The organism is Mycobacterium sp. Marseille-P9652 (genome assembly GCF_902652685.1).
Taxonomy (GTDB): Bacteria; Actinomycetota; Actinomycetes; order Mycobacteriales; family Mycobacteriaceae; genus Mycobacterium.
This window is the reverse complement of the sequence record NZ_CACRUY010000001.1, coordinates 286185-313025: the sequence shown is the minus strand read 5'-3', so window position 1 is coordinate 313025 and position 26841 is coordinate 286185. Positions and strand designations below refer to the sequence as shown.

Here is a 26841-nt window from a genome sequence, read left to right as displayed (position 1 = left end):
GCGAGCCTGGCCCGTCGCCGCCGCCCCGACTAGGGCCGAAAAGAAGGCCATTGACGACAAAGGTCACTAGAAGCGGCGACGCGCGCCCGTGAGCATGGTGTCGTGATGAAACGCGGCCTCGCCGCCTCCCTGACAGCAGTAGCCGGCGGCGGCCTGACCGCCGTCGCGGGCTGGGACCTCTGGCAGCGCCGCCACACCATCCTGCGCAACTACCCGGTCGTCGGACACCTGCGCTTCCTGCTGGAGGCCGTGGGCCCCGAGCTGCGGCAGTACATCGTCACCGACAACGACGCCGAGCGCCCCTTCAGCCGCGACCAGCGCCGCTGGGTCTACACGTCGTCCAAGCTGGAAAACCGCTACTTCGGCTTCGGCACGGACAACGACCTGGAGCGGGTGCACAACTACCCCATCATCAAGCACGCGGCGTTCCCGGTGCCGGCGCCCGAGGGCGAACCGGCGCACCCGGACCCGGCGGTGCCGCTGCCGGCCGCGAAGACGCTCGGCGGCGCGCGCGGACGGGCCAAGGCGTTCCGCCCGTCGTCCCTGGTCAACATCTCCGCGATGAGCTTCGGGTCGCTGTCCGGCGCGGCGGTCACCGCGCTCAACAAGGGCGCGGCCATGGCCGGCGCGCTGCACACCACCGGGGAGGGCGGCGTCTCGCCCTATCACCTGGTCGGCGGCGAGCTCATCTGGCAGATCGGCACCGGCTACTTCGGCTGCCGCAACGACGACGGCACCTTCAGCCTGGCCCGCCTTGTCGACCGCGTGGCGGCGACGCCGCAGATCCGCGCCATCGAGATCAAGCTCAGCCAGGGCGCCAAGCCCGGCCTGGGCGGCATGCTGCCCGGGGCCAAGGTGACCCCCGAGATCGCCGCCATCCGTGGGATCCCGGTGGGCGTGGACTGCAAGAGCCCGGCCGGGCACTCCGCGTTCCGCGACGTCGACGGGCTGCTGGAACTGGTCGAGACGATCGCCGACGCGACGGGCCTGCCGGTGGGCATCAAGTCGGCGGTCGGGGAGGGCTCGTTCTGGCCCGAGCTGGCGGCGCGTATGGCCCGCACCGGGACGGGCGTGGACTTCGTCACCGTCGACGGCGGCGAGGGCGGCACGGGCGCGGCCCCGCTGGTCTTCGCCGACCACGTCGCGCTGCCCTTCAAGTGGGCGTTCCCGCGGGTGTACCGCGCGTTCGCCGAGGCGGGCCTGCATCACGACGTGGTGTTCGTCGGGTCGGCGAAGCTGGGCCTGCCGGAGAACGCGCTGCTGGCGATGGCGATGGGCTGCGACATGATCAACGTCGCCCGCACCGCGATGTTCGCCATCGGCTGCATCCAGGCGCAGCGCTGCCACACCGGCCGCTGCCCGTCGGGCGTGGCCACGCAGTCGGCGTGGCTGCAGCACGGGCTGGACCCGGCGCTGAAGTCTGTGCGCTGCGCCAACTACCTGGCCACCCTGCGCTTCGAGCTGCTGTGCCTGGCCCGCGCGTGCGGCCACGCGCACCCCGCCCTCGTTCCGCTCGACGCGTTCGAGCTGCTCGACGTCGACCTGCGGACCGTGCGGGCCGACGAGCTGTTCGACTACAAGCCGGACTGGGGCCTGCCGGGACCGGCCGACGTGGAGGCGATCACCGCCCTGATGGCCGCCGGTCGCGCAGCCGCAGGATGAGCTTGCGCGCCTCGCTGACCCACAGCACGCTGCTGGACACCACGATGCACACCAGCCACTGGCCCGGCGACAGCGGCGTGGTGGTGAAGGCCGTGTTGAGCCACGGCAGCTGAACAACGCCCACCTGCAGCAGCGCCGACACCGCGATCGCCGCCCACAGCCAGCCGTTGGCGAAGAACCGGTGAAACGCGCTCCGGGTCTCGCTGCGGGCGTTGATCGTGTTGAACAGCTGGCTGATCACCAGCACCGTGAACCCCGCCGTGCGCGCGGTGTCGAGCGACGACGGCATCGGGCCGGTGGGCGCGTAGAGGTGGATCGTGACCAGCGTCGCGGCCCCCACCGCGGCGCCGATCAGCACGATGTTGTTCCACATCCGCCCGTCGATGACCCGCTCGGACCTCGCCCGCGGTGGCCGGCCCATCACTTCTTCGGTCTGCGGGTCCACGCCCATCGCCAGCGCCGGCGCGCCGTCGGTGAGCAGGTTGACCCACAGGATCTGTGTCGCCAGCAGCGGCAGCGTTATGGCGCCGCCCTGCGACAGGCCGATCTGGCCGGCCAGCACGACACCGAAGAAGACGGTGAAGATCTCGCCCATGTTCGACGACAGCAGGTAGCGCAGCGACTTCTTGATGTTGGCGAAGATGCCCCGGCCCTCGCGGATGGCCGCGACGATGGTCGCGAAGTTGTCGTCGGCCAGGATCATGTTCGCCGCCTCCCGGGCGACGTCGGTGCCGGTCCGGCCCATCGCGATGCCGATGTCGGCGGACTTGAGCGCCGGCGCGTCGTTGATGCCCTCGCCGGTGACCGCGACGATCTCATGGTCGGCCTGCAGTGCCTCGATGATTCGCAGCTTGTCCACCGGGTTGACCTGAGTGAACTGCGAGTGGCGGCGCACGGTTTCGCGCAGCTGGTCGTCGTCGAGGGCCTCGAGTTCGGCGCCGGACAGCGCCGATTCCCGCGCCTCGATGCCCAGCTCGCGGGCGATGCGCGCCGCCGCGCGCGGGTGGTCGCCGGTGATCATCACGACCTTGACCCCGGCGCGGTGTGCGTCGGCGATGGCCGCGGCCGCCTCGGGACGCGGCGGGTCGGTGATGCCGACCATGCCCAGGTAGACCAGGTCGCCCTCCGGGGAGCGGTGCGCGACGGCGACCGGGTGCAGCGCGTCGCGAGCCAGCCGCTCGGCGTCGCCCAGGATCGCCTCCCGGGCCGGCTCGTCGAGCGGCGCCAGCCGATCGCCGGCCCGCAGGCATGCGCAGCGGGCGACCACCGCCGCCGGGTCGCCAGCCAGTGGGCCCGCGACGTCGCCGGCGGCGGTCGCGCCGCGCCGGGCCGCCCGGAAAGCCGCCCGGATCGGCTCGCTGCCGTCGGCCGCGCCGCCGGCGTCCAGCACCAGTGCCACCTGCCGCGCCAGGGCCGGGGCCGCGGGCGCGTCGCCGGCGGGGATCGTCAATCGGCCCACCGGGGTGACGACGCGGACGATCGCCAGCTCCCCGGTGGTCAGCGTGCCGGTCTTGCCGGAGCAGATGACGGACGCCGACCCCAGGGTCTCGGCCGACGCGAGCTCCCTGACGATGGCGTTCTGCCCGGCCATCCGCCGCATCCCGACGGCGAGGACCACCGACATGATGGCGGGCAGCCCCTCCGGCACGGCCGCCACGGCCAGCGACACCCCCAGCAGCACGGCCGTGACCGCGCCGTGCGCGTCGTGGATCCCGTAGACGAACACGACGGTCGCGATCACCACCACGGCGATCACGACGACGGCGATCCCGAGCACCCGGCTGGCCCTCGCCACCTCGCGCTGCAGCGGGGTCGGCTCGTGGCCGACCGCGCGCACCAGCCCGGCGATCTGCCCGGTCTGCGTCCGCATCCCGGTGGCCGTCACGACGGCGCGCCCGGCGCCCCGGGCGACCGCGGTGCCTTTGAAAACCATGCAGACCATGGACGTGTCATCGGCCGAATTCCCGGCGGTCTTGGTGACGGGTTGGCTGCGCCCCGTCAGCGCGGCCTCGGACACCTCCAGCCCGGCCGCCGACAGCAGTCGGGCGTCGGCGGGCACCGCGTCGCCCTCCGCCAGCAGCAGCACATCGCCCGGCACCAAATCTCGGGCCGGAACCTCGCGGCGCGTGCCGTCGCGGACCACCGTCGCCGTCGCCGCCGTCATCCTTGCCAGGGCGTCGACGGCATGTTCGGCGCGGGACTCCTGCACGTACCCGAGCACGGCGTTGAGCACCAGGATGACGCCGATCACCACCGCGTCGACCGGCCAGCCGGTGGCCCCCTCGGCCACCCAGACCCCGAGCGAGGCGACCAGCGCGGCCGCCAGCAGGTAGATCAGCGGGCTGCGGAACTGCGCCGCCAGCCTCTTCCAAGCAGGCAACGGCGCCGCGCGCTCGATGTCGTTGGGGCCGACCGCGGCGAGGCGGCGGGCGGCCTCCTGCGCAGTCAGTCCGCGGTCCGGGTCGGTGCCCGGCCCGCGGTCGGGGTTCACGACCGCGTGGCTGACGCGGCCTGCCTGCGGGACTCGACCATGCGGTTGCGGACGATGTGTTCGACGAGGATGGGCACGAAGGTCTGGACCGGCGCGTCGACGAACTGGCCGGCGGCGTCGTCGCACCAGTGCCTGATCTGGGCGATCCGCTGCTCGTCGTCGGTGCCCTCGTGGCGGGCCAGCTTGTCCGCGACATCGGCCAGTGACTTGGCGGCGGCGGCGCGGCCGGCCGGCGCGGCGTCGGCGTCGGCGCGCGCCCCCGCCTCGTCCAGGGCCCGGCGGGCCGCCTCCTCGCCCGCGTCGGGCCGGATCACGTGCAGCGTGAGGTGCCGGCCGTCCTCGCCGATGAGGATGATGCTGGTGGGCTCGTCGCTGGTGAACCCGAGCAATTCCACGGTGTGGCCGCCGATCTCGGCCAGGGCCGGCGCCTCCTGCCAGCCGTTGCGGCGATAGCCCACCATCACGACCTGGCCCAGCCGGTCCGACACCGCGGCGGATAACGCCGGCAGCTCGTCCACCAGGTTCGCCGACCGCGGCCACCAGGCGCCGTCGATGTGCTCCGACGCCGTCCGATAGGGCTTGAGCTGCAATCGATTTGCGAGTTCCATGTGTCTTCCTGCTCGTTGGTCATCTCGGAATGTAAGGCCTTGACGGTCCGGCCGCGACCTGGGCGGGAAAATCAGGGGCGACGCGGCGTTGTGCGGCCTGCGAGGCGCTCAGCAGCAGCCCGGGTGCGACGGCCGACAGCAGGCTGGCCGCGGCGGCGGCCGACAGGCCCTGGGCCCAGGCGACGGGCCCGACCGGCGTGCAGCCGAAGACCTGGCTGAGCCCGGGGGTGCTGACCACCAGAGCGAGGGCCCCGAGGGACCCGACCGACGTCAGCAGCACCAGCGGGGCGCGCGAGTCGACGAGCGTCTGGCCGAGCTGCGTGCCGACCAGCGCGATCAGCGACACCGTCCCGGCACGCCACGGGGTGCCGGTGGCGATGGCCATGGTCCACGCCAGCGTGGCGCCGGCGGTCGTCGCCGCGCCGCGGATGGCGATCGCCCGCCACATCGCCGCCTCGTCGCGGTCGACCTCGGCCGTGCCGATCTGCGGGCTCACGGCCAGTGCGGCGGCGGGGAGCGCGTCGGTGAGCATGTTGACCAGCAGCATCTGGCGGGCGTTGAGCACCGAACGCCCCGTGAGGACTGTGGTGATGAGCGCGAAGGAGACCTCGCCGAGGTTGCCGCCCAGCAGCATCGACACCGCCGACTGCACCCGCCGCCACAGCTGGCGACCCTCGTCGAGGGCGTCGAGCAGCGCCTCGATCCGCTCGTCGAGCAGCACGACGTCGGCGGCGGTGCGCGCCGCGTCGCTGCCCCGCGCGGCCACCCCGATGCCCACGCTGGCCGCCCGGATCGCCGCGGCGTCGTTGACGCCGTCGCCGACCATGGCCGTGACCATCCCGGCCCGCTCCAGGGTCTGCACCACGTCGATCTTGTGCTCGGGCGTCATGCGGGCGAACACCTGCCGCGACGCGGCCGTCCGCGCGCGGTCGTCCGCCGACATCGCCTCCCAGTCGCTGCCGGTGACCACCTGCTCGGCGGTCACGTCGATGCCCAGCTCGCGGGCGATCACGGCCGCGGTCGCCGGGTGGTCGCCGGTGATCAGCCGGACGCCGATGTCGCGTCGGGCCAGCTCGTCCAGCACGTCGGCGGCCTTCGGGCGCAGCGTGTCGGCCAGGCCGAGCAGCCCGACCGGCGTGAGCTCCGACGTGCAGAGGCCTTCCAGGAAGTCGGGATCCGCCGCCGCGGCCGCGGCCTGCTCCGCGGTGAGCTCGCGCTCGGCCACGGCGAGCACCCGCAGGCCGTCCGCGGCCATCTCGTCGATGCGCCGCTCCACCGGGCCGTCAGCCCGGCGCAGGGCCGACGCCAGGACCTCGGGGGAGCCCTTGATGGTCAGCCGGGTCCCGACGAGCGCGGCGGCGAACGGGCGCCCGGACTGGAACGGCAGGAACGCGTCGCGCGTCTGCCGGTGCCGTGCCCGCGACCCGTCACCCCGCAGCGACGGGTCGTCGGCCGCCTGCGTGATCGCGTCGTCGGTGGCGTGCTCGACGCGGTGGCTGTGCATCGCGTAGCTCGTGCTCACCGCCGCGTCCAGCACCTGGCCCGCGGTGAAGCCGTCCACCGGGTGCACCGACTTCACCCGCAGCCGGTTCTCGCTGAGCGTGCCCGTCTTGTCGAAGCACACCACGTTCAGCCGGGCCAGCGCTTCGATGGAATGGGCGTTGCGGATCAGCACCGACGCGCCGGTGAGCCGGCGCGCCGCGGCCTGCTGGGCCAGCGTGGCCACCAGCGGCAGGCCCTCCGGGATGGCGGCGACGATGAGGGTGACCGCGCTGGAGACCGCCTCGCGCAGCGGGGTGCCCCGCGCGACGCTGAGCGCCCCCACCAGGCTTCCGCCGGCCATGCTGAACGGCAACGCGCGCCGCGTCACCCGCTGCAGCTGGCGCTGCAGCCCGATCTCCTGCATCTTGCGCGGCGCCATCGCCAGCGCGCGGCGCATCTCCGATCGAGAGCCGACCGCCGTCACCACGGCCACCGCCGTGCCGGCCACCATGGTCGTCCCCGCGTAGAGCATGCAGGTCCGCTCGGCCAGCGGGGCGCCCGGCGTGGGCTCGGTCTGCTTGGCCACCGGCAGCGACTCGCCGGTGAGCGTGGCCTCGTCGACCTCGACGTTCAGGGCGTAGATCAGCCGGGCGTCGGCAGGGATCACCTCATCGGCGTGCAGCTCGATGACGTCGCCCGGGCGCAGCCGGGTGGCGGGCACCTTCTCGGTGCGCCGCGCGTTCGGGGGGCCGATCCGGCGCCGCGCGGGCGGTTCCTGCACGGCCAGCAGGCGATTGAGGATCCGTTCGGCGTGCAGCTGCTGTTCCGACGACAGCGCGGCGTTGGCCAGCAGCACGCTGCCGACGAGGACGGCGTCGAGCGGGGAACCGAGCAGCGCGCTGGCCAGCGCGCCGGTGGCCAGCAGCGGGGTGATGGGATCGGCGAGGTTCGCCCTCATCTCCTCGGCGAAGTCGCGGAGCAGTCCCCACGAGGCCCCGACGAAACCAACGGTGGCGCCGCGCAGCGCGCGCACCGGAACCGCCTGCTGCCCAGCGTGTTCGTCGGGGGGCCGGGCGAGCAGGCGTTGCACCTCGGCCACCGGCAGGCCGTGCCAGTCGTGCGTGGTTTCCGGTTCCGGCAACGGGTCGGAGAAGACCTTGACGCCGGCCCGGTACCCGAACCACAGGCTGGCGGCCATGCCGACATTGGTCGACGTCGAACTGCGTCCCGGCACACCGGGAATCAGCATCAGCGCGCCGATCACCGACGCCGACGCCGACAGCCGCACGGCGCCGCCGGTGGCGGCGCGCGCGGCGGGCAGCGCGTGCAGCACCCGCCAGGCGCCGGTGAGGTCGGACACCACCATGTCGGCGCCCCACGGCGGGAGATGTCCGTCGCGCAGCACGCCGATCGTGACGTCGGCGCGGTGTGTGGCCCGCATCGCCGAGGTGGTCAACAGCGCGACGGTGGCCCCGCCGGCCTTAAGTTCGGCGACGGCCGCCGCGACGGCGTGGTCGGTCGACCCGCCGTCGTCCGGGTACAGTTGATCGAATCCCTGTGCGAGGGAACGCAATCCGTCGTCGTCGAGGGAATAGATGCGCGGCTGTGCCTGCCGCGCTTCGGTGAGCACCGCCGCCGCGAACGGGTCGCGCACCGGGCTGATCAGGGCTTCGCCGGTGTCGCCGGCGCCGGGGATGTCGGCCAGCCGGTGCCACCCCGGCTCCAGCCCGTCGGTGTCGAGCGCGGCGCGCACCGCCTCCCAAGCGTGGGCCCGGGCCGAATTGTCCAGTCCCAGAACGCGGGTCACCGTCAAGTCGTCGGTGTACAGCGCCCGCGGGTCGATCATGATCGCGTCGACGCGGTCGAGGGTGCGAAGGGCCCGGGGCCGCAGCACCAGCGCGTCGTGGCGGGTGGACAGCCCGCGGGTCATCGCGCAGCCGAACGCCTCGCGGACGGTGCGCAGGGGCTTGGGGACGGCGGCCAGCGCGGCCGCCCCGGCCGCGTCGGGGTTGAGCGACAGCAGTCCGACCGCGGCGGCGGCGGCCAGCCCGGCCGCGCCGGCGCGGTCGGCGTAGCGTTCCGCAGGCCCGTCGGGCGGCGCGGGAAAGCCGCGCGGCGCCACGGCCGCGTCGTCGGGCACCGCCCGGCCGCCCAGCGCCGGTTCCTGCCGGGACCACGAGACCCGGCCGTTCCACGCCTCGACCACCAGCATCGCCCGCGTGGCCGCCTCCGCGGCCGCGGCCGCCGGCGACAGCGTCAGAGCGGCGGTCGCGGCGTTGACGAAGCCGAACAGCACGTCGGCCCCCTCGGGACCGAGGCGCCGGTCCAGCTCCCGGCGCACCCGCGGCACGTGGTCGGCCAGCGTCGGCGGCACGGCCACCAGGTCGGGCAGCCGGGGCAGGCGCAGCAGGCTGCCGGTCAGCGAAACGCCAAGGCCCACAGTGGCGGCCGTGGCCGCGATGATCCGGCCGACCAGCAGCGCGTCGTCCCCGGGCAGGCTCGCCGGGTGGGTCCGGGGCGTCGATGGGTCCTCGTGGCGTTCGGCGTCGGCGACGACCCGGCACAGCTCGGCCGCCGAAGGCACCTTGTCCGAGTCCTCGTCGACGGTGACCACCAGCCGCGCCAGGGTGTGGTTGAGGTACGCCTGGCGCACGCCGGGGGCCGACCTCGCCGCCGCCAGCACGCCGGCGGCGATGGCCGGGGCGTACGGGCCGTCAAGGCCGCGCACCTCGATCCAGCGCCGCGGACCGTTGGTGCTGCAGCGTCGCGCCGGCGCCCCGCCGACGGCCTCGAGCGCCACGCCCGCCACCGCGCGGGTCAGTGCCGGCACGTCCGGCGTGGCTCGGGCCAGCGACCTGCCCACGTTCAGCGCGGCGTTGCCGCCCAGCAGGGCGGCGGTGAAGGGGACGGTAAGAATTCGTTTCACGGCCTTGTGCGATTTTCGGGCAAGCAGGCGGCCACCATGACCGGAGTTGAGTTAACGTTCGGCAAACCCTTTGGCTGAGTGGAGACTAACCGGCCGGCCACGTGCGGGGCAGGAGTCGTTGCGGCTCTCCTTGGATGCCTTTCGTCACTTGTGCAAATGTCACGGCGGTCTCTAGCGTGTGACGCGCGCCCTAGGGAGGCTTGTGCGATGCGAACCGCGTACCAACAGCAGCTGGTCGAGCTGGCCGTGCAACTCGGAGAGATGTGCGGGCTGGCCGGGGAGTCGATGAAGGGCGCGACCCAGGCGCTGCTGGAAGCGGATACGGGCGCGGCGGAAGCGGTGATCGGTGGCCACGAGCGGATCGTTGAGATGCGCGCGCACGCCGAGCGCCAGGCCTTCGACCTGCTGGCCCTGCAGCAGCCGGTGGCCGGGGACCTGCGGGCGGTCTTCAGCGGCTTCCAGATCCTCGCCGACACCGAGCGGATGGACGCGCTGGCCGTGCACATCGCGAAGATCGCGCGGCGTGAGTATTCGGCGCACCCACTCCCCGAGGACGTCCGCGCGTGCTTCGCCGAGATGGGTAAGGTGGCAATTGCCATGGGGGAGAGCGCAAAACAGGTGCTGATCTCGCGTGACCCGGCGCAGGGCGCCCGGCTGCACGAGCAGGACGACGCGATGGATGACCTGTACCGGCAGCTGTTCGGGGTGCTGATGGACGACCACTGGGCGCACGGCATCCACGCGGCCGTCGAAACCGCTTTGCTGGGGCGGTTTTACGAGCGCTTCGCCGACCACGCCGTGGAGGTCGGGCGGCGCGTCATCTTCGCGGTCACCGGGGATCTGCCCGCCGAAGACGAGATTTCGACTTACTGAGGGCGGGGGCGTGCCGAGCATTCAGGGCCGCGTGTGGCGTTCCGGTGAGCCGCAGGCCGATTTCGCCTTCGAGGACGTCTCCGAATACCTCGCGCAGGAGGGCGTTTTGGTGTGGGTGGACCTCTGCGACCCAGACCACGACACGCTGTGCGGCCTGGCGGAGGAACTCGGTTTGAATCACTGGGCCGTCGAGGACGCCGTCGCGGAGGCCGAGCGCGTCAAGTCGACCGCGTACGCCAGCCACACCTTCTTCACCGTCTACGCCGTCGACGTCGCCGGTGAGACCACCGAGGACGCGCCGCGGATGCTCACGATGCGCCGCATCTCGGCGTTCGTCCTGCCGCGGGGCCTGATCACGGTGCGCCTGACGCCCGACTTCGACATCGGGCGGATCACGCGGCGGTGGGACGAGATCGGCGGCCAGCAGTTCGGCGTGGGCGCGTTGGTGCACGGCTTGCTCGACGTCGTGGTCGACAGCCACTTCGCGGCCGTGGAGGCGCTGGACGACTGCATCGAGGCGATCGAGGACGAGCTGTTCGACGGCAGCTCCCAGCGGCAGGGGTCGTTCCAGCGCAGGACGTTTCAGATGCGCCGGGACCTGGTCAACCTGCGGCGGGTGGCGCTGCCGATGCGCGAGGTCGTCAATTCCATTCAGCATCACCGCCTTCAGATCGACTCCGCGCGGGAGCTCGACCCCCTCTACGCCGACCTCTACGACCACGTGCTGCGCGTGTCGGAATGGACGGAGTCGTTGCGCGACATGATCACAACGATTTTCGAGACCAACCTGTCGTTGCAGGACGCCCGGCTGAACACCGTCATGAAGAAGCTCACCGGCTGGGCGGCCATCATCGCCGTCCCGACCGCGATCACCGGCTTCTACGGCCAGAACGTGCCCTATCCGGGCTTCGGCAGGCCCGCGGGCTTCCTCGTGAGCGCCACCGTGATCGTCGTCCTGATGGCGTTGCTCTACGTGACGTTCCGGCGACGGGACTGGTTGTGACCGCCGACGTCGCCCGGCCCGCCACGGCGGCCCTGGACACCGGGGCCGCGGCCGGCGCCCCCGTCGACGAGGTGCTGCGGCGGCTGGACAGCTCGCCCGCCGGCCTGTCCGGGGCCGAGGCGGCCGCCCGGCTGGAGCGCTACGGCCCGAACGCCGTGCGGACCCACCACGTCAACGCGTTCGCGGTGCTGGGCCGCCAGCTGCGCAACGCGGTGCTGATCCTGCTGGCCGGCACCGCGGTGGTCTCCTATTTCCTGGGCGACAGCATGCAGGCGGTCATCATCGGCGTGATCCTGGCCGCCAGCGTCGGCCTGGGCTTCCTCAACGAGTACCGCGCCGAGCGGGCCGCCGCCGCCCTGCACGCCGGGGTGCACCACAACACGCTGGTGCGCCGCGACGGGACTTACGTCACGCTCGACGTCACCGCGCTGGTTCCCGGCGACATCATCCGGCTCTCGCTGGGCGAGGCCGTGCCGGCCGACGTCCGGCTGATCGAGGTCAGCGGCCTGGAATGCAATGAAAGCATCCTGACCGGCGAGTCGACCGGGTCGGAGAAGTCACCGGAAGCCGTGCCGGCGGGAAGCGAACTCGCCGACTCGACCGACGTCGCGTTCATGGGCACGATCGTCAGCGCCGGCGAGGGCACCGGTGTGGTGTACGCCACCGGCCGCAACGCCGAATTCGGCCGCATTGCAGCGGGATTGGACGAGCGACCGCCGGAGACCGACTTCCAGGTGGGGCTGCGCAAGTTCTCCTACCTGCTGCTGCAGGTCGCAGTCGCGCTCGTCGTGATCATCCTGATCAGCAACCTGCTGCTGAGCAAGCCCGTCATCGATTCCGTGCTGTTCTCGCTGGCGATCGCGGTGGGCATCACGCCCCAGCTGCTGCCCGCGGTGGTCAGCACCAGCCTGGCGACCGGCTCCCGGCGGCTGGCCGCGGCCAAGGTGCTCGTCAAGCGGCTGGTGTGCATCGAGGACCTCGGTGACATCGACATCCTGCTCACCGACAAGACCGGCACGCTGACCGAGGGCCGGATCCGCCTGGTCGACACGATCGACGCGGCCGGCGGCCACAGTGAGCCGGTGCGCCGCCTCGGGCTGCTGGCCTCCGACGTGGACCCCGAAGCTGGCGGCGTGAGCGCCAATCCGCTGGACGCGGCGCTCTGGGAGTCGCCGCGCTCCCAGGAACTCGTCGGTGGCGTCCGCCGCGTCGCGGTGCGGCCCTTCGATCACGAACGCCGCGCGACGTCGGTGCTGGTCGACGACGACGGGCAGCGCCTGCTGGTGGTCAAGGGCGCGCCCGAACAGGTGATGGCACAGTGCGTCTCGACCCCGCCGGCCGCCGACGACACCCTCGCGGGCCTGTTCGCCGCGGGCCGCCGGGTGGTGGCCGTGGCCACGAGGGCCGCCCCGGGCGCGACCGCTATCGCCGGCGGGGACGAGGCCGGCCTGACGCTGGCCGGGTTCCTGGTTTTCGCCGACGAACCCAAACCCGCCGCGCGCGAATCCCTTGCCGCACTTGCCCGCCTGGGCATCGAACTGAAGATAGCCACCGGCGACAATCCGCGCGTCGCCGAAAAGGTCTGCGCGGATCTCGGTTTGGGGTCCAAGGGCACCGTCACCGGCGCACAGCTGGACGGGCTGGGCGACGACGAGTTCGCCGAGGCCGCCCAGCGGCACACCATCTTCGCCCGCATCACCCCCGAGCAGAAGGCCCGGCTCATCACCGCGCTGCGCCGCACCGGCCGCTCGGTCGGCTTCCTGGGCGACGGCGTGAACGACGCGCTCGCCCTGCACTCCGCCGACGTCGGGATCTCCGTCGACAGCGCCACCGACGTGGCCAAGGACGCCGCGGACGTGGTGCTGCTGGAGAAGGACCTCGGCGTGCTGGCGACCGGGGTGGCCGAGGGCCGGCGGATCTTCGCCAACACCATCAAGTACGTCCTGATGGGCACGTCGAGCAACTTCGGCAACATGTTCAGCGCGGCCGCCGCGTCGGCGCTGCTGCCGTTCCTGCCGATGCTGCCCAGCCAGATCCTGCTCAACAACCTGCTCTACGACAGCTCGCAACTGGCGATCCCGACCGACCGGGTCGACGACGAGCAGCTGCACGCGCCCGCGCACTGGAACGTCGCCTTCATCCGCCGGTTCATGCTCGTCTTCGGCCCCATCAGCTCGCTGTTCGACTTCCTCACCTTCGGGCTGATGCTGGGCGTGCTGCACGCCGGCGCCGTTGAGTTCCGCACCGGCTGGTTTGTGGAATCCCTTGCGACGCAGACGCTGATCATCTTCGCGATCCGCACCCGCAAGGTGCCGTTCTTCCGGAGCCGGCCGAGCTGGCAGCTCACCGCCACCAGCCTGACCGTGGTGGCCGTCGGCGTCGCGATCACCCTCTCGCCGCTGGCCCGGCCGCTGGGCTTTGCCCCGCTGCCGTGGCAGTTCTTCGCCGTGCTGGGCGCCTTCGTCGTCAGCTACCTGGTGCTGGTGGAACTCGCCAAGCTGATGTTCTACGCCGAGCCGATACACCTGGCCGGGGCGCCGCACCGCACCCGCGGCCATGCGCACCGCGTCCGGCGGCGCGCCGCGCGGTTCCACTACGTCAACGGCCGCCGGCCCGTCCGGCGTTAGTTCGCAAGGTCACGGGCGAAGAGCACGCGCCTGTCGTCGGCGCCGAAAACCCCACCGGGGCAACCGAAGACGGGCGCGGCGGGCTGAAGAAGAGTTACTGCACGACCGCGGACGCGGTCCCCGGGGTGCCCAGGCCGTCGTGGATGCCCTGGTTGATCTTGTCGGTGAGCACGGCGCTGCCCGGCGGGGCCGTTTCGTGGCAAGCGCAGGTCAGGCCTCCGAAGGCGGTCGGGTCGGCGCCGGCCTGGGCCGCAAGCCCGAGGGAAAGGGAGAGGGAGATGGTCGCAGCAAACATGACCCGTGTAAACAATTGCATTACTCCGTAATCGTGGCTGACTCAATGCTACAAGCCGCTGTTACGGGAAAGTCGTGTCGCGCGTTGCGATCAGGTTAAGAGGTGTGCTGCGGGCAGTAGGCCCGGATGGCGGCGCCCACGAAGAAGCCCGCGTGGTACCCGTCGAGGTTGCTGTTGTTCTGAACGGTCTGCGCGACCTGGGCCGCCGACCTGCCGGTGTCGAGCTCGTCGCACACCTCGTGGGCCGCGATCAGCGCCCTTTCCGGCGTGTTGAATTTGATGCCCTTCGCGTTGAGCGCCGCGAGGAACGCGTCATCGGTGGCGTCGGCGTGCGCGGTCGCCTCGGCCGAACCGAGCAACCCCACCGCAACCATCAGGCTCGCCAGGCCCGGTGCCAGGCGACCGAAGGTGCCGGTGCTGGTCATAAAAACTCCCCTGAAAAAAATCGCCCTGAGGCGACCGCCCCCGAAGCGCCGCGCCGGGGGCGTCACTCCGCGCACTCGCGATCCTACGAGGATCGGGCCCGGTTACGACGGGATGTCGGCGTATTGCGGGCAGTACGCACGTTCGGCGATGGCCACAAAATACCCGGCGTGGTCGCCGTCGATGCCGCTGCTGTTCATCACGTCGGTCGCCACCTGCTCCTGCGTCTTGCCCATGTCGAGCTGGTGGCACACCAGGTGACCGGCGGTGATCGCCGCCTGCCTCGACTCGTGCTCGATGCCGTCGGCGTGCAGCGCCGCGATGAACGCGTCGTCGGTCGAGCCGGGATTGGGAGTGGGGGCTGCCACTGCGAGCGGAGCAAACAGCGAGGCCGCCACCAGCGGGCCGGCGGCGAGAATCGACAGCCGGCGGCCGGGCTTGCGGATACGGATCCTGGTCATGGTCGATTCCCCGTCGATGTAGATGCGCGAACAGTTGCCGTCATCAAGTGTTGCTCCCGATGTTGCCAGAAGGTTAAGCATTGGGGTGATCCAATGATCCTCGAGATTGCGAACGTCCCAACATTCGCGTAGGTTCCCGCGGCCCCCCGAGACCGACAGCCGCGCTTCACCCGCCCGCCCTCGCCGATTCACCGCCCGGATCGGTAATTTGACACCCATGCATTACGCGCGATGGTTTCGGCTCGCCATCGTGACGGGATGCGTGGCGGCGTACGTGGCCGGTTGCGGCGTGCGGCACGTGTCGGCGGCCAGCTCGAAAGACCTGCCGGGCACCTTCCGCTCCGGTGGGATGGACCGGACGTACACCTTGCACGTGCCGCCCGGCGACCCCGTCGGCCTGGTGCTCAGCCTGCACGGCGGCGGGGGAACGGGGATCGGTCAGCAGGGGCTGACGGACTTCGACGCCGTGGCCGACGCGCACGGCCTGCTGGTGGCCTATCCCGACGGTTACGACAAGAGCTGGGCGGACGGGCGGGGCGCGTCGCCGGCCGACCGCCACCACGTCGACGACCTCGGATTCCTCGTAGCCCTAGCCGCCAAGCTGCAGCACGACTACGGCATCGCGCCGGGCCACGTGTTCGTCACCGGCATGTCCAACGGCGGCTTCATGTCCAACAGGCTGGCCTGCGAGCGCGCCGACGTCTTCGCCGCCGTCGCGCCGGTCGCGGGCACGCTCGGCGTCGGCGTGCCCTGCAACCCCTCGCGTCCCGTCTCCGTCCTGGCCGTGCACGGGACCGCCGACCGCCTGGTGCCGTTCAAGGGCGGTGAGGTGCGCGGCCGCGGCGGGGTGAGCCACGCGGTGTCGGCGGTCGGCATGGTGGACCGGTGGCGTTCTGTCGATGGCTGCCAAGAGGATCCGGCAGCGCAGGTGCTGCCGGCAGCCGGCGACGGAACCGTGGTCCACCGCTTCGACTCCGCGGCGTGTGCGGCATCGACCGAGGTGGTCTTCTACGAGATCGACAACGGCGGCCACACCTGGCCGGGAGGCAAGCAGTACCTGCCGACGGCGGTCATCGGGCCCACCACCCGCGCGCTGAACGGCTCCGAGGTGATCGCGCAGTTCTTCCTGGCGCACGCCCGCGACCAGTAGCTGCCGCTCGACATGCCGGGTGAGCGGCGATCTTGTACCATGCCTCAAAGCCGCGAGTAACGACTCACGAAGGAAATGAGTTGCCGCTCAACAGATTTGGTTCCGCGCTGACCGTCCTGGCCGCAGTGCTGGTGTCCGCGTGCGGCGGCGGCCACCAGTCCGGGGGAGGCGCGACCCAGGCCCCCGCGGGCGCGGCCAAAGCGGCGTGCGGCGGCAAGCAGGTGCTCAAGGCCAGCGGATCGACGGCCGAGGCCAACGCGATGACCCGCTTCGTCAAGGCCTTCGAACAGGCGTGTCCCGGGCAGTCGCTGGACTACACGCCCAACGGGTCGGGCGCGGGAATCGGCGAATTCCTGGGCGGCCAAACGGATTTCGCGGGATCGGATTCGCCGCTGAACGTCGACGAGTACGCGCGGGCCCAGCAGCGGTGCGGCTCGCCGGCCTGGAACCTGCCGGTGGTGTTCGGCCCCATCGCGATCGCCTACAACGTCCACGGCGTGGATTCGCTGACCCTCGACGGCCGCACCGCGGCCAACATCTTCAACGGCGCCATCACCGCGTGGAACGACGGCGCGATCCAGGCGCTGAACCCCGGCGTCGACCTGCCCGCCGAGCCGATCCGCGTCGTGTTCCGCAGCGACGAGTCCGGCACCACCGACAACTTTCAGAAGTACCTGGACACGGCGTCGGGCGGCGTCTGGGGCCGGGGCGCCGGAAAGAAGTTCAACGGCGGCGTCGGGGAGGGCGCCAAGGGCAACGACGGGGCGGCCGCCGCGGTCAAGGGCATGGAAGGCGCGATCACGTACAACGAGTGGTCGTTCGCCCAGGCGCAGCACCTGAACATGGCCAGGATCGTCACGTCGGCGGGCCCCGAACCGGTGACCATCACCCCGGACTCGGTGGGCAAGACCATCTCCGGGGCGTGGTTCATCAAGCAGGGCAACGACCTGGCCCTCGACACGATCTCGTTCTACCGGCCCAACCGGCCCGAGTCCTACCCGATCGTGCTGGCGACGTACGAGGTCGTCTGCTCGAAATACCCCGACCCGCAGGCGGGCGCCGCCGTCAGGGCGTTCCTGCAGACCACGATCGGCGCCGGACAGGACGGCCTGGCGGACAACGGGTACATCCCCATCCCGCAGGAATTCATGGGCCGGCTCAAGGCCGCCGTCGACGCCGTCTCCTGACACTCACGACGCCGAGTGGTACCTCGGGCAGTACGCGGCGACGCTCGCGCCGACGAAGAACCCGGCGCGATAACCGTCGAGGTTGCTGTTCTTCTGGACTTCCCCGGCGATGTCGGACTTCTGCCGGCCGAGGTCGAGCTCGTCGCAGACCTCGTGCGCGGCGACGATCGCGGCCTGCGGCGACGAGAAGTCGATGCCCTTGGCCTTCATCGCGTTGAGGAACGCCGTGTCGACCGCATCGGCGGAAGCGGCGGGGTGATGCGCTCCGGCGACGCCGAGCAGCGCCACCGCCGCCAGGAGGCCGGCCAGTGATCGCACGGGGTCAATGTTGGCAGGACGGGCACCAATACGCCACCCGCTCACCGGAGTCACGGGCTTCGGCGTAGCTGATGGGGGTGCCGCAGCGACGACACGGCTGCCCGGCGCGCCCGTAGACCCACAGCTGCCGTCCTGCCCTGGTGTCGCCGGTGGTGCAGCGGTTCCACCGAAACCTGTTCAGGTACAGCATGTCCCGCGCGCGGGAAACCAGCCGGCGCGGGTCGGTGACCGCGCTCACCGGGGCGGTCGGCAAATGGCCGCTGACGAAGCACAATTCGTTGCAGTAGACGTTGCCCACACCGGCCAGCACCCGCTGGTCCAGCAGCGCCTCGCCGAGCGGCCGCGCGTGGTCCGCGACCAGGTTGGCCGCGGCGCGCACGGGATCCCAGTCGGGGCCCAGCAGGTCGGGTCCCAGGTGCGCGACGGCCTCGGTGTCGCGGTCGCGCTCGAGGATCTCCAGGACGCCCAGGTCGACGCCCACGGCCCGGATCGGGCCGGCCTCCAGGACGATCCGCGCGCGGTGATCCACCCGCACCGGGCGGTTGCCGACCCGCCAGCTGCCGTCCATCTTCAGGTGCGAGTGGATGCTCGCCGTCCCGACCCGGATGAACAGGTGCTTGCCCCGGCTGATCACCTCGTCCACCACCTGCCCGGTGAGGTCGACGGTGGCGAACTTCGGCACCCGGACATCGCAGCGGGTCAGCGTGCGCCCGGTGAGGTGCTCGCGCAGCACGGCGGCGGTGTGCCAGACGGTGTCACCCTCGGGCATGGTGCCCCCGCGCGCTCACCGGAGCCGCATCCCGCGGGGCGTGCGGGCGAAGCCCGCGTCGGCGAGCGCGGCCAGCGCGTCGGAGTCGCCCGCGGGCTGCAGCGCCGGGGACCCGTCGATGCGTTCGACGAGGATGGCGGCGACGCGCCGTGACGTAACGAGGTCGGCCAGCGCCGCGGCGGCCGCCCGGGAGGCGGCCGGGTCGGCGGTGAAGGTGAGCAGCGACCGGCCGCCGCGCTCCAGGAACCAGGCCAGGTTGCCGTCCACCAGCACCACCAGCGCGCCGGCCTTGCGGCCCGGCCGCGCCGCCGGGCCGTCGCCGTCCGCCGGTGACGCGGGCCAGGGCAGGGCGGCGCCGTAAGGGTTCGCGGGGTCGGCGGCGGCCAGCACCACCGCCCGGTACTCCGGCCGCTCCGGGTCGACGCCGTCGGAGAACCCGCGCAGCCGGTCGACGGTGGACGCGACCGCGAACTGCGCCCCGCCGAGCGACTCGACGAAGTAGCCGCGCTGGCACCTGCCGGCGTCCTCGAAGGTGCTCAGCACCTTGTAGAGGGTGGCGAAGCCGCCCGGCACGTTCTCGGCGGCCACCGCGCCCCGGGTGAGCACGCCGTGGCGGCCCAGCAGCAGCTCGGCCTGGAAGTGGGCGCGCACGGTCGAGTCCGGCTCGGGGGTGGGCACGGCCGACCACCGGCCGGTGACGGTCGGGTCGACGGCGCGGTGCTGGGCGTGCGCGACGCTGTACCGGCTCAGCCGGGGCGGGCGCTGCACGCGGTGCGCGGGCGCGGAGCGCTTGCGGGCCGCACCGCCGCCCAGCAGGGCGCGGACCGGGGCGAACGTGTCGCCGGTGACGCGCCCGGCCCAGATCAGTTCCCAGAGCGCCGCCTTGAGCTCGGAGTCGGGGACACCGGTCTGCGCGAGCTGCCGGAAGAAGTAGGCGCCGCCGCCGGCGAGCGTCTCCAGGATCGCGCGGTGGGCGTCGGTGAGGTCGATTTCCGGGGTCAGCGGCGGCAGCGTCAGCGGCGCCGAGTCGCTGACGTGTAGCGCGACCCAGCCGTCGCTGCCGGAGATCGACCCGGACCCCGACCAGGTGACCTCGCCGGTCGCGAGCAGCTCGTCGAGCATGGCCGGGGAGTAGTCGCGCACCCGCGGGCCCAGCACCAGCGGCTCGATCGCCGACGCCGGCATGCGGACACCGGCCAGCTGGTCGATCACCGACATCAGCCCGTCGAGGCCCGAGTGGCCGCTGTCGGTCACCCGGTGCCAGGCCGGCAGGAACCGGCCGTAGGCGGCGGTGCTGACCGGCTCGACCTGCGCGCGCAGCGCCGCCAGGGAGCGCCGCCGCAGGATGCGCAACACCTCGGCGTCGCACCACTGTTCACTGCCGGTGCCGGCCACGTCCGCGCCCGTGACGAAGTCGCCGCGCACCAGGCGGCCGTCGGATGCAAGGCGACCGAGCACGTCGGCCGTCACCCGCACGCCGAGGCCGAAGCGGGCGGCGGCCTGGGCCGTGGTGAACGGGGTGCGGGTGCGCGCGTAGCGGCTCAGCAGCTCGCCCAGCGGGTCGGCCACCTCCGCCGTGAAGGTCGCCGGCACGCCCAGCGGAACCGCCACGCCGACGCCGTCGCGCAGCCGCCCGATGTCCTCGATGGCGACCCACCAGGTGCGGTCGGCGAACGACACCGTCAGCGCGCGGCGGGCGGCGCGCAGGCCCTCGAGCCAGCCGCCCACATCGGCGCCGCCGGCCCGGGCGGCCACCTCGTCCTCGGTCAGCGGGCCCAAAAGGCGCAGCAGGTCGGCGACCGCTTCGGCGTCACGGGCGGCACGGTCGGGTGACAGGTGCTGGAGCTGCCGGTTCGTGGCGGCGATGATGTCGGGGTCGAGCAGCTCCCGCAACTCGACACGGCCGAGCAGCTCGGCCAGCAGCGTGCTGTCCAGCGAGAGCGCCGCGGCCCGCCGCTCGGCCAGCGGGGAGTCGCCCTCGTACATGAACGCCCCGACGTAGCCGAACAGCAGGGAGGCGGCGAACGGTGACGGCCGCGCCGTCTCGGCCTCGAGCACCCGGACCCGCCGCGAGGCGATGCCCGCCATCAGCTCGACCAGGGCGGGGACGTCGTAGACGTCCTGCAGGCACTCGCGGATCGTTTCCAGCACCACCGGGAAGTCGGGGTAGCGGCGGGCCACCTCCAGCAGTTGGGCCGCGCGCTGGCGCTGCTGCCACAGCGGCGAGCGCTTGCCGGGGTGCCGGCGCGGCAGCAGCAGGGCGCGGGCGGCGCACTCGCGGAACCGCGACGCGAACAGCGCCGAGCCGCCCACCTCGTCGGTGACCACCGGGTCGATCTCGTCGGCGTCGAACACGAAAAGCTCCGCACCGGGCGGCGTCTCCTCGAGCGTGTCGGGCAGCCGCACCACGATGCCGTCGTCGGAGGCGGTGGGCTTCTCGTCGATGCCGTAGCGTTCGCGCAGCCGTCGGCCGACGGCCAGCGCCAGCGGGCCGTGAACGCGCAGCCCGTACGGCGAGTGCAGGATCACCCGCCAGTCGCCCAGCTCGTCGCGGAACCGCTCCACCAGCAGCGTGGTGTCGGTGGGCACCACCCCGGCGGCCGTCCGCTGCTCGTCGAGCAGACGCCACAGGTTGTCGGTGGCGTAGGCGTCGAAACCCAAAGCGGCGCAGCGCGCGTCGAATGCTTCCCGCTTCATCCCGGCCAGCTCGCCGGTGAAGGCGCCCAGGGCCGCACCCAGCTCGGCCGGGCGGCCGGCGTCGTCGCCGCGCCAGAACGGCAGCCGCGCGGGCTGCCCCGGCGCGGGGATGACCAGCACCCGGTCGTGGGTGATCTCGGTGATCCGCCAGCTCGTCGCGCCCAGCGAGATGACGTCACCGGGCCGCGACTCGTAGACCATCTCCTCGTCGAGTTCGCCCACGCGCGACGGCTTTTCGGAGTCGGTCGCCAGGTACACCGTGAACAGCCCGCGGTCGGGGATGGCGCCGCCGGAGGTGACGGCGAGCCGCTGCGCGCCGGGGCGCGCGGTGAGCGTGCCGGTGTCGCGGTCGTAGACCAGCCGCGGGCGCAGCTCGGCGAAGTCGGTGGACGGGTACTTGCCGCTCAGCAGGTCCAGGGTGGCCTCGTACACGCTGCGCGGCAGCGTCGCGAACGGGGCGCTGCGGCGCACGGTGTCGAACCAGCGGTCGGCGTCGAGCGGCTCGAGCGCGGCCGCCGCGACGGTGTGCTGCGCGAGGATGTCGAGCGGGTTGGCCGGCACGCGCATGGTCTCGATCTGGCCGGCCAGCATGCGCTGGACGGTCACCGCGCAGCCGATCAGGTCGGTGCGGTGCTTGGGGAACAGCACCCCCTGGGAGACCTCGCCGACCTGGTGGCCCGCCCGGCCGATGCGCTGCAGCCCGCTGGCCACCGAGGGCGGCGCCTCGACCTGGATCACCAGGTCGACCGCGCCCATGTCGATCCCCAGCTCCAGGCTGGACGTGGCCACCACCGCCTTGAGCAGGCCGCGCTTGAGATCGTCCTCGACGATGGCGCGCTGCTCCTTGCTGACCGAGCCGTGGTGGGCGCGCGCGAGGATCGGCTCGGCGCCGTAGGTCTGGCCCGAGCCCATGAGGTGGGCCGGCGCGCCGCCGGCGACCTTGGGGTTGGTGTCCGTCTCGGGCCCGGCGCCGTTGCGTTCGGCGTGGATCTCGTTGAGGCGGGCGGTCAGCCGCTCGGCCAGGCGGCGGGAGTTGGCGAACACGATCGTGGAGTTGTGCGCCTCGATCAGGTCGACGAGCCGCGCCTCGACGTCCGGCCAGATGCTGTTGTCGGCGAGGTTGGCCATGTCGGGCACCGGCACCTGCACCGCGAGGTCGATCGTCTTGGCGGACTGCGGCGCGACGATGGTGGTCGGCTGCTGCCCGGACAGGAACCGGGCGAGTTCCTCGGGCGGGCGGACGGTCGCGGACAGCCCGATGCGCTGGGCGGGGCGCCCGCCCCGCAGTTCGTCGAGCCGCTCGAGCGACAGGGCCAGGTGGGCGCCGCGCTTGCCGGCGGCGATCGCGTGGATCTCGTCGACGATCACGGTCTGCACGCCGGCGAGCGTGTCGCGCGCGGCGGAGGTGAGCATGAGGAACAGCGACTCGGGGGTGGTGATCAGCACGTCGGGCGGCCGCGCGATGAGCGCCCGGCGCTCGGCGGGCGGCGTGTCGCCGGAGCGGACCCCGACGCTGATCGCCGGAGGCCGCACGCCGCGGCGCTCGGCGACGCGGGTGAGGCCCGCCAGGGGCGTGCGCAGGTTGCGCTCGACGTCGACCGCGAGCGCCTTGAGCGGGGACACATAGAGCACGCGGGTGCCGGCCGGCCGGTCGGCCGCGCCGGAAAGGCTGTCCAGGGCCCACAGGAACGCCGCCAGCGTCTTGCCGGATCCGGTCGGCGCGATCACCAGCGTGTTGTGACCGTCGGCGATCGCATCCCAGGCATGCTCCTGGGCTGTGGTCGGCGCGGCGAAGGTGCTGGCGAACCACTCACGGGTGACCGGGCTGAACCGGGTTAACGGGTCGGTAGTGCTCACCTAACCATGGTGCCAAGCGGCACCGACAGGAATCACAACCGCGCGGTGGCCATCGCGTGCGCCAGCTCCTCCGGGATCTCCGGTACCCGGGAGATGGCGTCCAGGAGCGCGTGCGCGCAGGCGTCGGCGAGCCGGTCGGCGTCGGTGGTCGGGTCGATGATCCGCTGCCGGCAGATCTCGAAGGTGAACGACAGCCAGCCTTGCAGGATCACCCGCAGGTCGCGCTCGACGACGGGCTGCAGAGCCCGGTTGTCCTCCATGCCGCTGACCACCTCGTGGATGCGCGACATGATGTGTTCCATCTGGCGGTTCTTGGCCTCTTCGTCGATCCCGAGCAGGACCGGATCCGACCGGCCGAGACCGACGTAGGCCGCCCACGCGGCTTCCGGGTTCGACTGGTGATAGGCCATGTAGGCCAGCACGCCCATGCGGATTTCCTCGAACATCGTGAGGCCCGCGGGCGGCGGGTTGTTGGTGGCCTCGAACAGGCGGTCGGCCTCGTCCTTGACCACCGCCGCGAAGAAGGCGCGCTTGTCGGGGAAGTAGTGGTACATGAGCGCGCGGGACACCCCGGCGCGCTCGGCGATCTCGTCGATGCGGACCTCGTCGTACGGTCGCTTCCCGAAAACTTCTGCCCCCAGAGCGAGCAGCTCGGCGCGTCGATCCTCGGGGGATAACCGCCTCCTGGCTGTCGGCATGTGTCAGATACTACTCATGCAGGTAAACCCGCACTTCGCCGACGCGTTTATCGGGTTTGGCCGCGGGGTATGCGCTGCGAAATGTGCGGCCCGCCGGTGCAGGCGCGGTAACCAAAGCGGCCCGGCGAGCGATGAATCCGGGGAGCGGCCCGAATGGGGCGGGTTGGCGGACGTGAGGGGTACCGATGCACAGGGCAGACGAGCGATCGCACGGCGACCGTCTTGGTGAGGACGATCGCGAGGTCCACGCGGCCATCCGGTTCGCCGTCCTGGCCGCGGTCGCCGGCCTCGGCTTCCTGATCCTGGCCGCCCTCTGGGTCAGCACCTGCCCGGGAACCAGCGTCGACACGGTGGCCTGCGGCGCCCCGCAGCGCACCATGCTCGCCCTGGGCAGCCCGCTCATCCTGTTCGCGGCGGGGATCTGGGCGTTCCTCCGCACCTACCGGGTGTGGAAGGCCGAGGGCACCTGGTGGGCGTGGCATGGCGCCGGGTGGTTTCTCCTGACGCTGACGGTGCTGACGGTCTCGCTGGGCGTCGGCCCGATCGCCGGGCCGGTGCTCGCGCTGTAGGGACTGAGCCGGCTAACCCGCCGAACCGCTGATGGTTCGGGTCGGGTCGGGCGTGGCTGCGCGCCGGTACAGTGCGCTGTCGGTGTCATCGGCGATGGACCACCGGTCGTCGATGCGGCGCACGCGGCGGGTCTCCACGACGAACCACATCGCTGCCGCGATCGTTCCGAGCACGGCCACCAGTGTCGTCGTGGCAAGCCATTCGTAGTGCCGGTACGCGGCGGTGACCGTCGCGCCGATCATCCCGGACACCGCGACGGCAAGCAGGATGAAGCCGGGCCAGTACAGGTTGTCCTTCATCGTGATGCCGGCGTGCGGCAGTACCGTCCGGAAATGATCCGTCGGGTCTCGATGCCTGCTGCCCATGGCTTCACCCTCCTTCCGTCGATGCCCTTTTCGTCGATCAGGTCACATCGAGCCGAGCCGGATCGCGATCGAGCACGTCGGGCAGTGAAATCGCCCCGATGGTGGTGATAAGCCACACCAAAACCGTTGTGGCGATCCAGGATTCGACGCCTGCGATGTTGATCCCGTGGGTGATGCCCGACGAAACGATCAACGCGGCGAGGGTCAGCGCCAGCCCGACCGCCCCGAGTAACAGCGATGCGTAGGCGTGGGGCAGCTTGACTATCCAGAGCGACAGACCGGCTTGCGCCAGTGAGAACAGGACCACGGCGGCGACGACGCCGGCCACCGACACCGAGACGTTGGGAACCACCCGGGCCGCCACCAGCAGCCCGATCGTCCACCAGACCAGAAGCGCAACTGCTCGAAGCAGAGCTTGCTTCATGCTGCCGATTGTAAGCCGCCGGCCAACAACTGTTAAGCGACTTTCTGGAGGGGTTATTCGGAGGATCATTTGGGTACTAGGTCTAGACCATGATGAGTGCCGTGACGCGGGAACGAGCCATATGACCAGCGTGACCCCCGATGGTTTTCGGGGCGCGCCGGCGCGGAAGCGGCCGTCATGACCAACCGATTGGAGCCTACGGTCCACGGCGAGTTGCAGAGCAGTAGTAGGGTCAGTCAAACGTTGCCGGGAGACCAGATGAACGATGCGGGATCGCGCGCCAACAAGCGTCAACGGGGCCATCGCGCCGTCGAACTGCATGTCGCGGCACGCTTGGAGAACCTGGCGATGCTGCGCACGCTGGTCGGCGCCATCGGCACCTTCGAGGACCTCGACTTCGACGCGGTCGCCGATCTGCGGCTCGCCGTCGACGAGGTCTGCACCCGGCTGATCCGCTCGGCCACCCCGGACGCCACGCTGGTGGTCGTGGTGGACCCGCACGAGGACGAGCTCGTCGTCGAAGCTTCGGCGGCATGCGACACCCACGACGTGGTCGCGCCGGGCAGCTTCAGCTGGCACGTCCTCACGTCGCTGGCCGACGACGTCCAGACATTCCACGACGGCCGCGAGCCCAATGAGAGCGGCAGCGTATTCGGCATCAAATTGACGGCGCGACGGGCGGCCTCCAGCAGGTGACAGCGAGAGCTGCCGGCGGTTCGGTCTCCCGGCCGAACGAGTATGCCGATGTCCCGGACATGTTCCGCGAGCTGGCCTCGGTTCCGGCCGACTCGTCGGAATTCCAGCGTCAACGGGACAAGATCGTCGAGCGCTGCCTGCCGCTGGCCGACCACATCGCCCGGCGCTTCGAGGGCCGCGGCGAACCGCGCGACGACCTGGTCCAGGTGGCGCGGGTGGGACTGGTCAACGCGGTGGTCCGCTTCGACGTGCAGGCCGGCACCGACTTCGTCTCGTTCGCCGTGCCCACGATCATGGGCGAGGTCCGTCGCCACTTCCGCGACAACAGCTGGTCGGTCAAGGTCCCGCGGCGACTCAAGGAACTGCACCTGCGGCTCGGCACCGCGACCGCCGAGCTCTCCCAGCGGCTCGGGCGGGCCCCCACCGCCACCGAACTCGCCGCGGAGCTGGGCATGGACCGCGCCGAGGTGGTCGAGGGCCTGGTGGCGGGGAGCTCCTACAACACCCTGTCCATCGACAGCGGGGGCGGCGGCGACGACGACGAGGCGCGCGCCATCGCCGACACCCTGGGCGACGTGGACACCGGACTCGACCGGATCGAGGACCGCGAGGCGCTGCGCCCCATGCTCGAGGCGCTCCCCGAGCGGGAGCGAACGGTCCTCGTGCTCAGGTTCTTCGAGTCGATGACCCAGACGCAGATCGCCGAGCGGGTCGGCATCTCGCAGATGCACGTCTCCCGGCTGCTGGCGAAGTCGCTAGCGCGGCTGCGCGACCAGCTGGAGTAGGTCTTCCGGCCGCGCCGGCGTCGCCCGGTCGGCGGGCACCAGCGGCTCCTGCGCCGGGCTGGTCACCGGCAGGGTGCCGTCGGGATCGCAGATGCGCAGCAGCCGGGCCACCGCGGGGCTGGGCACCATCGCCCACTCCACCTGGGCGCCCGAGCACACGACGTTGATCCGGTGCAGCGCCGAGAAGCCGGCCGTGCCGATGAAGTCCAAGCCGCGCAGGTCCAGGATCACCCGGCGGCCGCGGCTGGCGCTGTGCTGCACGTAACCGGCGAGCTCGTCGGCGTTGGCGGCGTCGAGTTCGCCGTCCACGGTGATGAGGGTGGCCGACGGGTCCCAGCGAGCGCTGAAGAGGGCCGTGCGGCTGTGTTGCCACGATTGAGCCACAGACATTGTCCGTCTCCATCAGTAGAGGAGGGTGTGCTGTGGATGACGCCGGGCGCATATGGCGCCGAAGGCGGGGCGTTCACCTGCCCC

The 26841-nt window shown here is 71.8% G+C and carries 22 protein-coding genes; 9 read left to right on the top strand and 13 right to left on the bottom strand.

Annotation, left to right across the window (positions count from 1 at the left end; translation table 11 throughout):
* Window positions 1-105 precede the first annotated feature (105 nt).
* Window positions 106-1662 carry an FMN-binding glutamate synthase family protein gene (locus tag GPY60_RS01275; protein WP_156685741.1) on the top strand — a complete coding sequence of 519 codons (1557 nt, stop codon included), beginning with the start codon at window positions 106-108 and terminating at the stop codon, window positions 1660-1662.
* Here GPY60_RS01275 and GPY60_RS01270 read toward each other — a convergent pair.
* The 3 genes from GPY60_RS01270 to GPY60_RS01260 are packed head-to-tail and all read right to left on the bottom strand — an operon-like array spanning window position 1622 to window position 9169.
* The gene (locus GPY60_RS01270; RefSeq protein ID WP_156685740.1) at window positions 1622-4153 is read right to left on the bottom strand and encodes a cation-translocating P-type ATPase; all 2532 of its coding nucleotides are present in this window, start codon (window positions 4151-4153) and stop codon (window positions 1622-1624) included. The two genes, GPY60_RS01275 and GPY60_RS01270, sit on opposite strands and share 41 nt — an antisense overlap.
* Window positions 4150-4761 carry a DUF5994 family protein gene (locus GPY60_RS01265; protein ID WP_156685739.1) on the bottom strand — a complete coding sequence of 204 codons (612 nt, stop codon included), beginning with the start codon at window positions 4759-4761 and terminating at the stop codon, window positions 4150-4152. The genes GPY60_RS01270 and GPY60_RS01265 overlap by 4 nt, the downstream gene beginning before the upstream one ends.
* Before the next feature lie 19 nt (window positions 4762-4780).
* Window positions 4781-9169, bottom strand: a complete 4389-nt coding sequence (locus GPY60_RS01260) for a cation-translocating P-type ATPase (protein ID WP_231639208.1) — start codon at window positions 9167-9169, stop codon at window positions 4781-4783.
* A 207-nt stretch (window positions 9170-9376) separates the two neighbouring features.
* Between GPY60_RS01260 and phoU the strand changes: the two genes are divergently transcribed.
* The 3 genes from phoU to mgtA are packed head-to-tail and all read left to right on the top strand — an operon-like array spanning window position 9377 to window position 13672.
* The gene (gene phoU / locus GPY60_RS01255) at window positions 9377-10042 is read left to right on the top strand and encodes a phosphate signaling complex protein PhoU (RefSeq protein ID WP_156685737.1); all 666 of its coding nucleotides are present in this window, start codon (window positions 9377-9379) and stop codon (window positions 10040-10042) included.
* A 10-nt stretch (window positions 10043-10052) separates the two neighbouring features.
* Window positions 10053-11045, top strand: a complete 993-nt coding sequence (locus GPY60_RS01250) for a magnesium transporter CorA family protein (protein ID WP_156685736.1) — start codon at window positions 10053-10055, stop codon at window positions 11043-11045.
* On the top strand, window positions 11042-13672 hold the full coding sequence (gene mgtA / locus GPY60_RS01245; protein WP_370462632.1) for a magnesium-translocating P-type ATPase: 2631 nt from the start codon (window positions 11042-11044) through the stop codon (window positions 13670-13672). The genes GPY60_RS01250 and mgtA overlap by 4 nt, the downstream gene beginning before the upstream one ends.
* 94 nt (window positions 13673-13766) lie before the next feature.
* Here mgtA and GPY60_RS01240 read toward each other — a convergent pair whose 3' ends face one another.
* The 3 genes from GPY60_RS01240 to GPY60_RS01230 all read right to left on the bottom strand — a co-directional run bounded on the left by GPY60_RS01240 (window position 13767) and on the right by GPY60_RS01230 (window position 14851).
* Window positions 13767-13967 (bottom strand): hypothetical protein, encoded by a 201-nt coding sequence (locus GPY60_RS01240; RefSeq protein WP_197283493.1) that lies wholly within the window; start codon window positions 13965-13967, stop codon window positions 13767-13769.
* 95 nt (window positions 13968-14062) lie between these two features.
* Window positions 14063-14392: a DUF732 domain-containing protein gene (locus GPY60_RS01235; RefSeq protein WP_156685734.1), complete on the bottom strand. Its 330-nt coding sequence runs from the start codon at window positions 14390-14392 to the stop codon at window positions 14063-14065.
* A 102-nt stretch (window positions 14393-14494) separates the two neighbouring features.
* Window positions 14495-14851 carry a DUF732 domain-containing protein gene (locus GPY60_RS01230; RefSeq protein ID WP_156685733.1) on the bottom strand — a complete coding sequence of 119 codons (357 nt, stop codon included), beginning with the start codon at window positions 14849-14851 and terminating at the stop codon, window positions 14495-14497.
* A 217-nt stretch (window positions 14852-15068) separates the two neighbouring features.
* Between GPY60_RS01230 and GPY60_RS01225 the strand changes: the two genes are divergently transcribed.
* Window positions 15069-16001, top strand: coding sequence for an extracellular catalytic domain type 1 short-chain-length polyhydroxyalkanoate depolymerase (locus tag GPY60_RS01225; RefSeq protein WP_156685732.1), 933 nt, complete (start codon window positions 15069-15071; stop codon window positions 15999-16001).
* 80 nt (window positions 16002-16081) lie between these two features.
* A complete protein-coding gene (gene pstS / locus GPY60_RS01220; RefSeq protein WP_156685731.1) occupies window positions 16082-17188 on the top strand; it encodes a phosphate ABC transporter substrate-binding protein PstS in 1107 nt (368 codons plus the stop codon).
* 3 nt (window positions 17189-17191) lie between these two features.
* On the opposite strand, the gene GPY60_RS01215 is transcribed toward pstS, so the two are convergent.
* The 4 genes from GPY60_RS01215 to GPY60_RS01200 are packed head-to-tail and all read right to left on the bottom strand — an operon-like array spanning window position 17192 to window position 23527.
* A complete protein-coding gene (locus tag GPY60_RS01215; RefSeq protein ID WP_156685730.1) occupies window positions 17192-17506 on the bottom strand; it encodes a DUF732 domain-containing protein in 315 nt (104 codons plus the stop codon).
* A 4-nt stretch (window positions 17507-17510) separates the two neighbouring features.
* The gene (nei2, locus tag GPY60_RS01210; RefSeq protein WP_156685729.1) at window positions 17511-18275 is read right to left on the bottom strand and encodes an endonuclease VIII Nei2; all 765 of its coding nucleotides are present in this window, start codon (window positions 18273-18275) and stop codon (window positions 17511-17513) included.
* A gap of 15 nt (window positions 18276-18290) precedes the next feature.
* The gene (locus GPY60_RS01205) at window positions 18291-22829 is read right to left on the bottom strand and encodes an ATP-dependent helicase (protein ID WP_156685728.1); all 4539 of its coding nucleotides are present in this window, start codon (window positions 22827-22829) and stop codon (window positions 18291-18293) included.
* A 32-nt stretch (window positions 22830-22861) separates the two neighbouring features.
* The gene (locus tag GPY60_RS01200; protein ID WP_156685727.1) at window positions 22862-23527 is read right to left on the bottom strand and encodes a TetR/AcrR family transcriptional regulator; all 666 of its coding nucleotides are present in this window, start codon (window positions 23525-23527) and stop codon (window positions 22862-22864) included.
* A 185-nt stretch (window positions 23528-23712) separates the two neighbouring features.
* On the opposite strand from GPY60_RS01200, the gene GPY60_RS01195 reads away from it, so the two are divergent.
* On the top strand, window positions 23713-24096 hold the full coding sequence (locus tag GPY60_RS01195) for a hypothetical protein (protein ID WP_156685726.1): 384 nt from the start codon (window positions 23713-23715) through the stop codon (window positions 24094-24096).
* A 12-nt stretch (window positions 24097-24108) separates the two neighbouring features.
* Here the strand turns inward: GPY60_RS01195 and usfY are convergent, their stop codons facing one another.
* Window positions 24109-24462 (bottom strand): protein UsfY, encoded by a 354-nt coding sequence (gene usfY, locus GPY60_RS01190; RefSeq protein WP_156685725.1) that lies wholly within the window; start codon window positions 24460-24462, stop codon window positions 24109-24111.
* Window positions 24463-24499: 37 nt separating this feature from the next.
* Window positions 24500-24886 (bottom strand): hypothetical protein, encoded by a 387-nt coding sequence (locus GPY60_RS01185; protein ID WP_156685724.1) that lies wholly within the window; start codon window positions 24884-24886, stop codon window positions 24500-24502.
* Between the two features lie 258 nt (window positions 24887-25144).
* Between GPY60_RS01185 and GPY60_RS01180 the strand changes: the two genes are divergently transcribed.
* Together GPY60_RS01180 and GPY60_RS01175 are read left to right on the top strand one after the other, a co-directional pair.
* Window positions 25145-25582, top strand: coding sequence for an ATP-binding protein (locus GPY60_RS01180; RefSeq protein WP_156685723.1), 438 nt, complete (start codon window positions 25145-25147; stop codon window positions 25580-25582).
* Window positions 25579-26367 carry an RNA polymerase sigma factor SigF gene (locus GPY60_RS01175; protein WP_156685722.1) on the top strand — a complete coding sequence of 263 codons (789 nt, stop codon included), beginning with the start codon at window positions 25579-25581 and terminating at the stop codon, window positions 26365-26367. Before GPY60_RS01180 ends, GPY60_RS01175 begins: the two co-directional genes overlap by 4 nt.
* On the opposite strand, the gene GPY60_RS01170 is transcribed toward GPY60_RS01175, so the two are convergent.
* Entirely contained in the window at window positions 26338-26757 is a 420-nt protein-coding gene (locus GPY60_RS01170; protein ID WP_156685721.1) for an STAS domain-containing protein, read from the bottom strand. The genes GPY60_RS01175 and GPY60_RS01170 overlap by 30 nt on opposite strands.
* Window positions 26758-26841: the final 84 nt, after the last annotated feature.

Coding starts and splice junctions, on each gene's coding strand:
- GPY60_RS01225 (WP_156685732.1), top strand. CDS start 15,069: ATGCATTACGCGCGATGGTTTCGGCTCGCCATCGTGACGGGATGCGTG.
- GPY60_RS01200 (WP_156685727.1), bottom strand. CDS start 23,527: ATGCCGACAGCCAGGAGGCGGTTATCCCCCGAGGATCGACGCGCCGAG.
- GPY60_RS01265 (WP_156685739.1), bottom strand. CDS start 4,761: ATGGAACTCGCAAATCGATTGCAGCTCAAGCCCTATCGGACGGCGTCG.
- phoU (WP_156685737.1), top strand. CDS start 9,377: ATGCGAACCGCGTACCAACAGCAGCTGGTCGAGCTGGCCGTGCAACTC.
- GPY60_RS01230 (WP_156685733.1), bottom strand. CDS start 14,851: ATGACCAGGATCCGTATCCGCAAGCCCGGCCGCCGGCTGTCGATTCTC.
- GPY60_RS01195 (WP_156685726.1), top strand. CDS start 23,713: ATGCACAGGGCAGACGAGCGATCGCACGGCGACCGTCTTGGTGAGGAC.
- GPY60_RS01170 (WP_156685721.1), bottom strand. CDS start 26,757: ATGTCTGTGGCTCAATCGTGGCAACACAGCCGCACGGCCCTCTTCAGC.
- GPY60_RS01235 (WP_156685734.1), bottom strand. CDS start 14,392: ATGACCAGCACCGGCACCTTCGGTCGCCTGGCACCGGGCCTGGCGAGC.
- GPY60_RS01275 (WP_156685741.1), top strand. CDS start 106: ATGAAACGCGGCCTCGCCGCCTCCCTGACAGCAGTAGCCGGCGGCGGC.
- nei2 (WP_156685729.1), bottom strand. CDS start 18,275: ATGCCCGAGGGTGACACCGTCTGGCACACCGCCGCCGTGCTGCGCGAG.
- GPY60_RS01185 (WP_156685724.1), bottom strand. CDS start 24,886: ATGAAGCAAGCTCTGCTTCGAGCAGTTGCGCTTCTGGTCTGGTGGACG.
- GPY60_RS01240 (WP_197283493.1), bottom strand. CDS start 13,967: ATGTTTGCTGCGACCATCTCCCTCTCCCTTTCCCTCGGGCTTGCGGCC.
- GPY60_RS01180 (WP_156685723.1), top strand. CDS start 25,145: ATGAACGATGCGGGATCGCGCGCCAACAAGCGTCAACGGGGCCATCGC.
- usfY (WP_156685725.1), bottom strand. CDS start 24,462: ATGGGCAGCAGGCATCGAGACCCGACGGATCATTTCCGGACGGTACTG.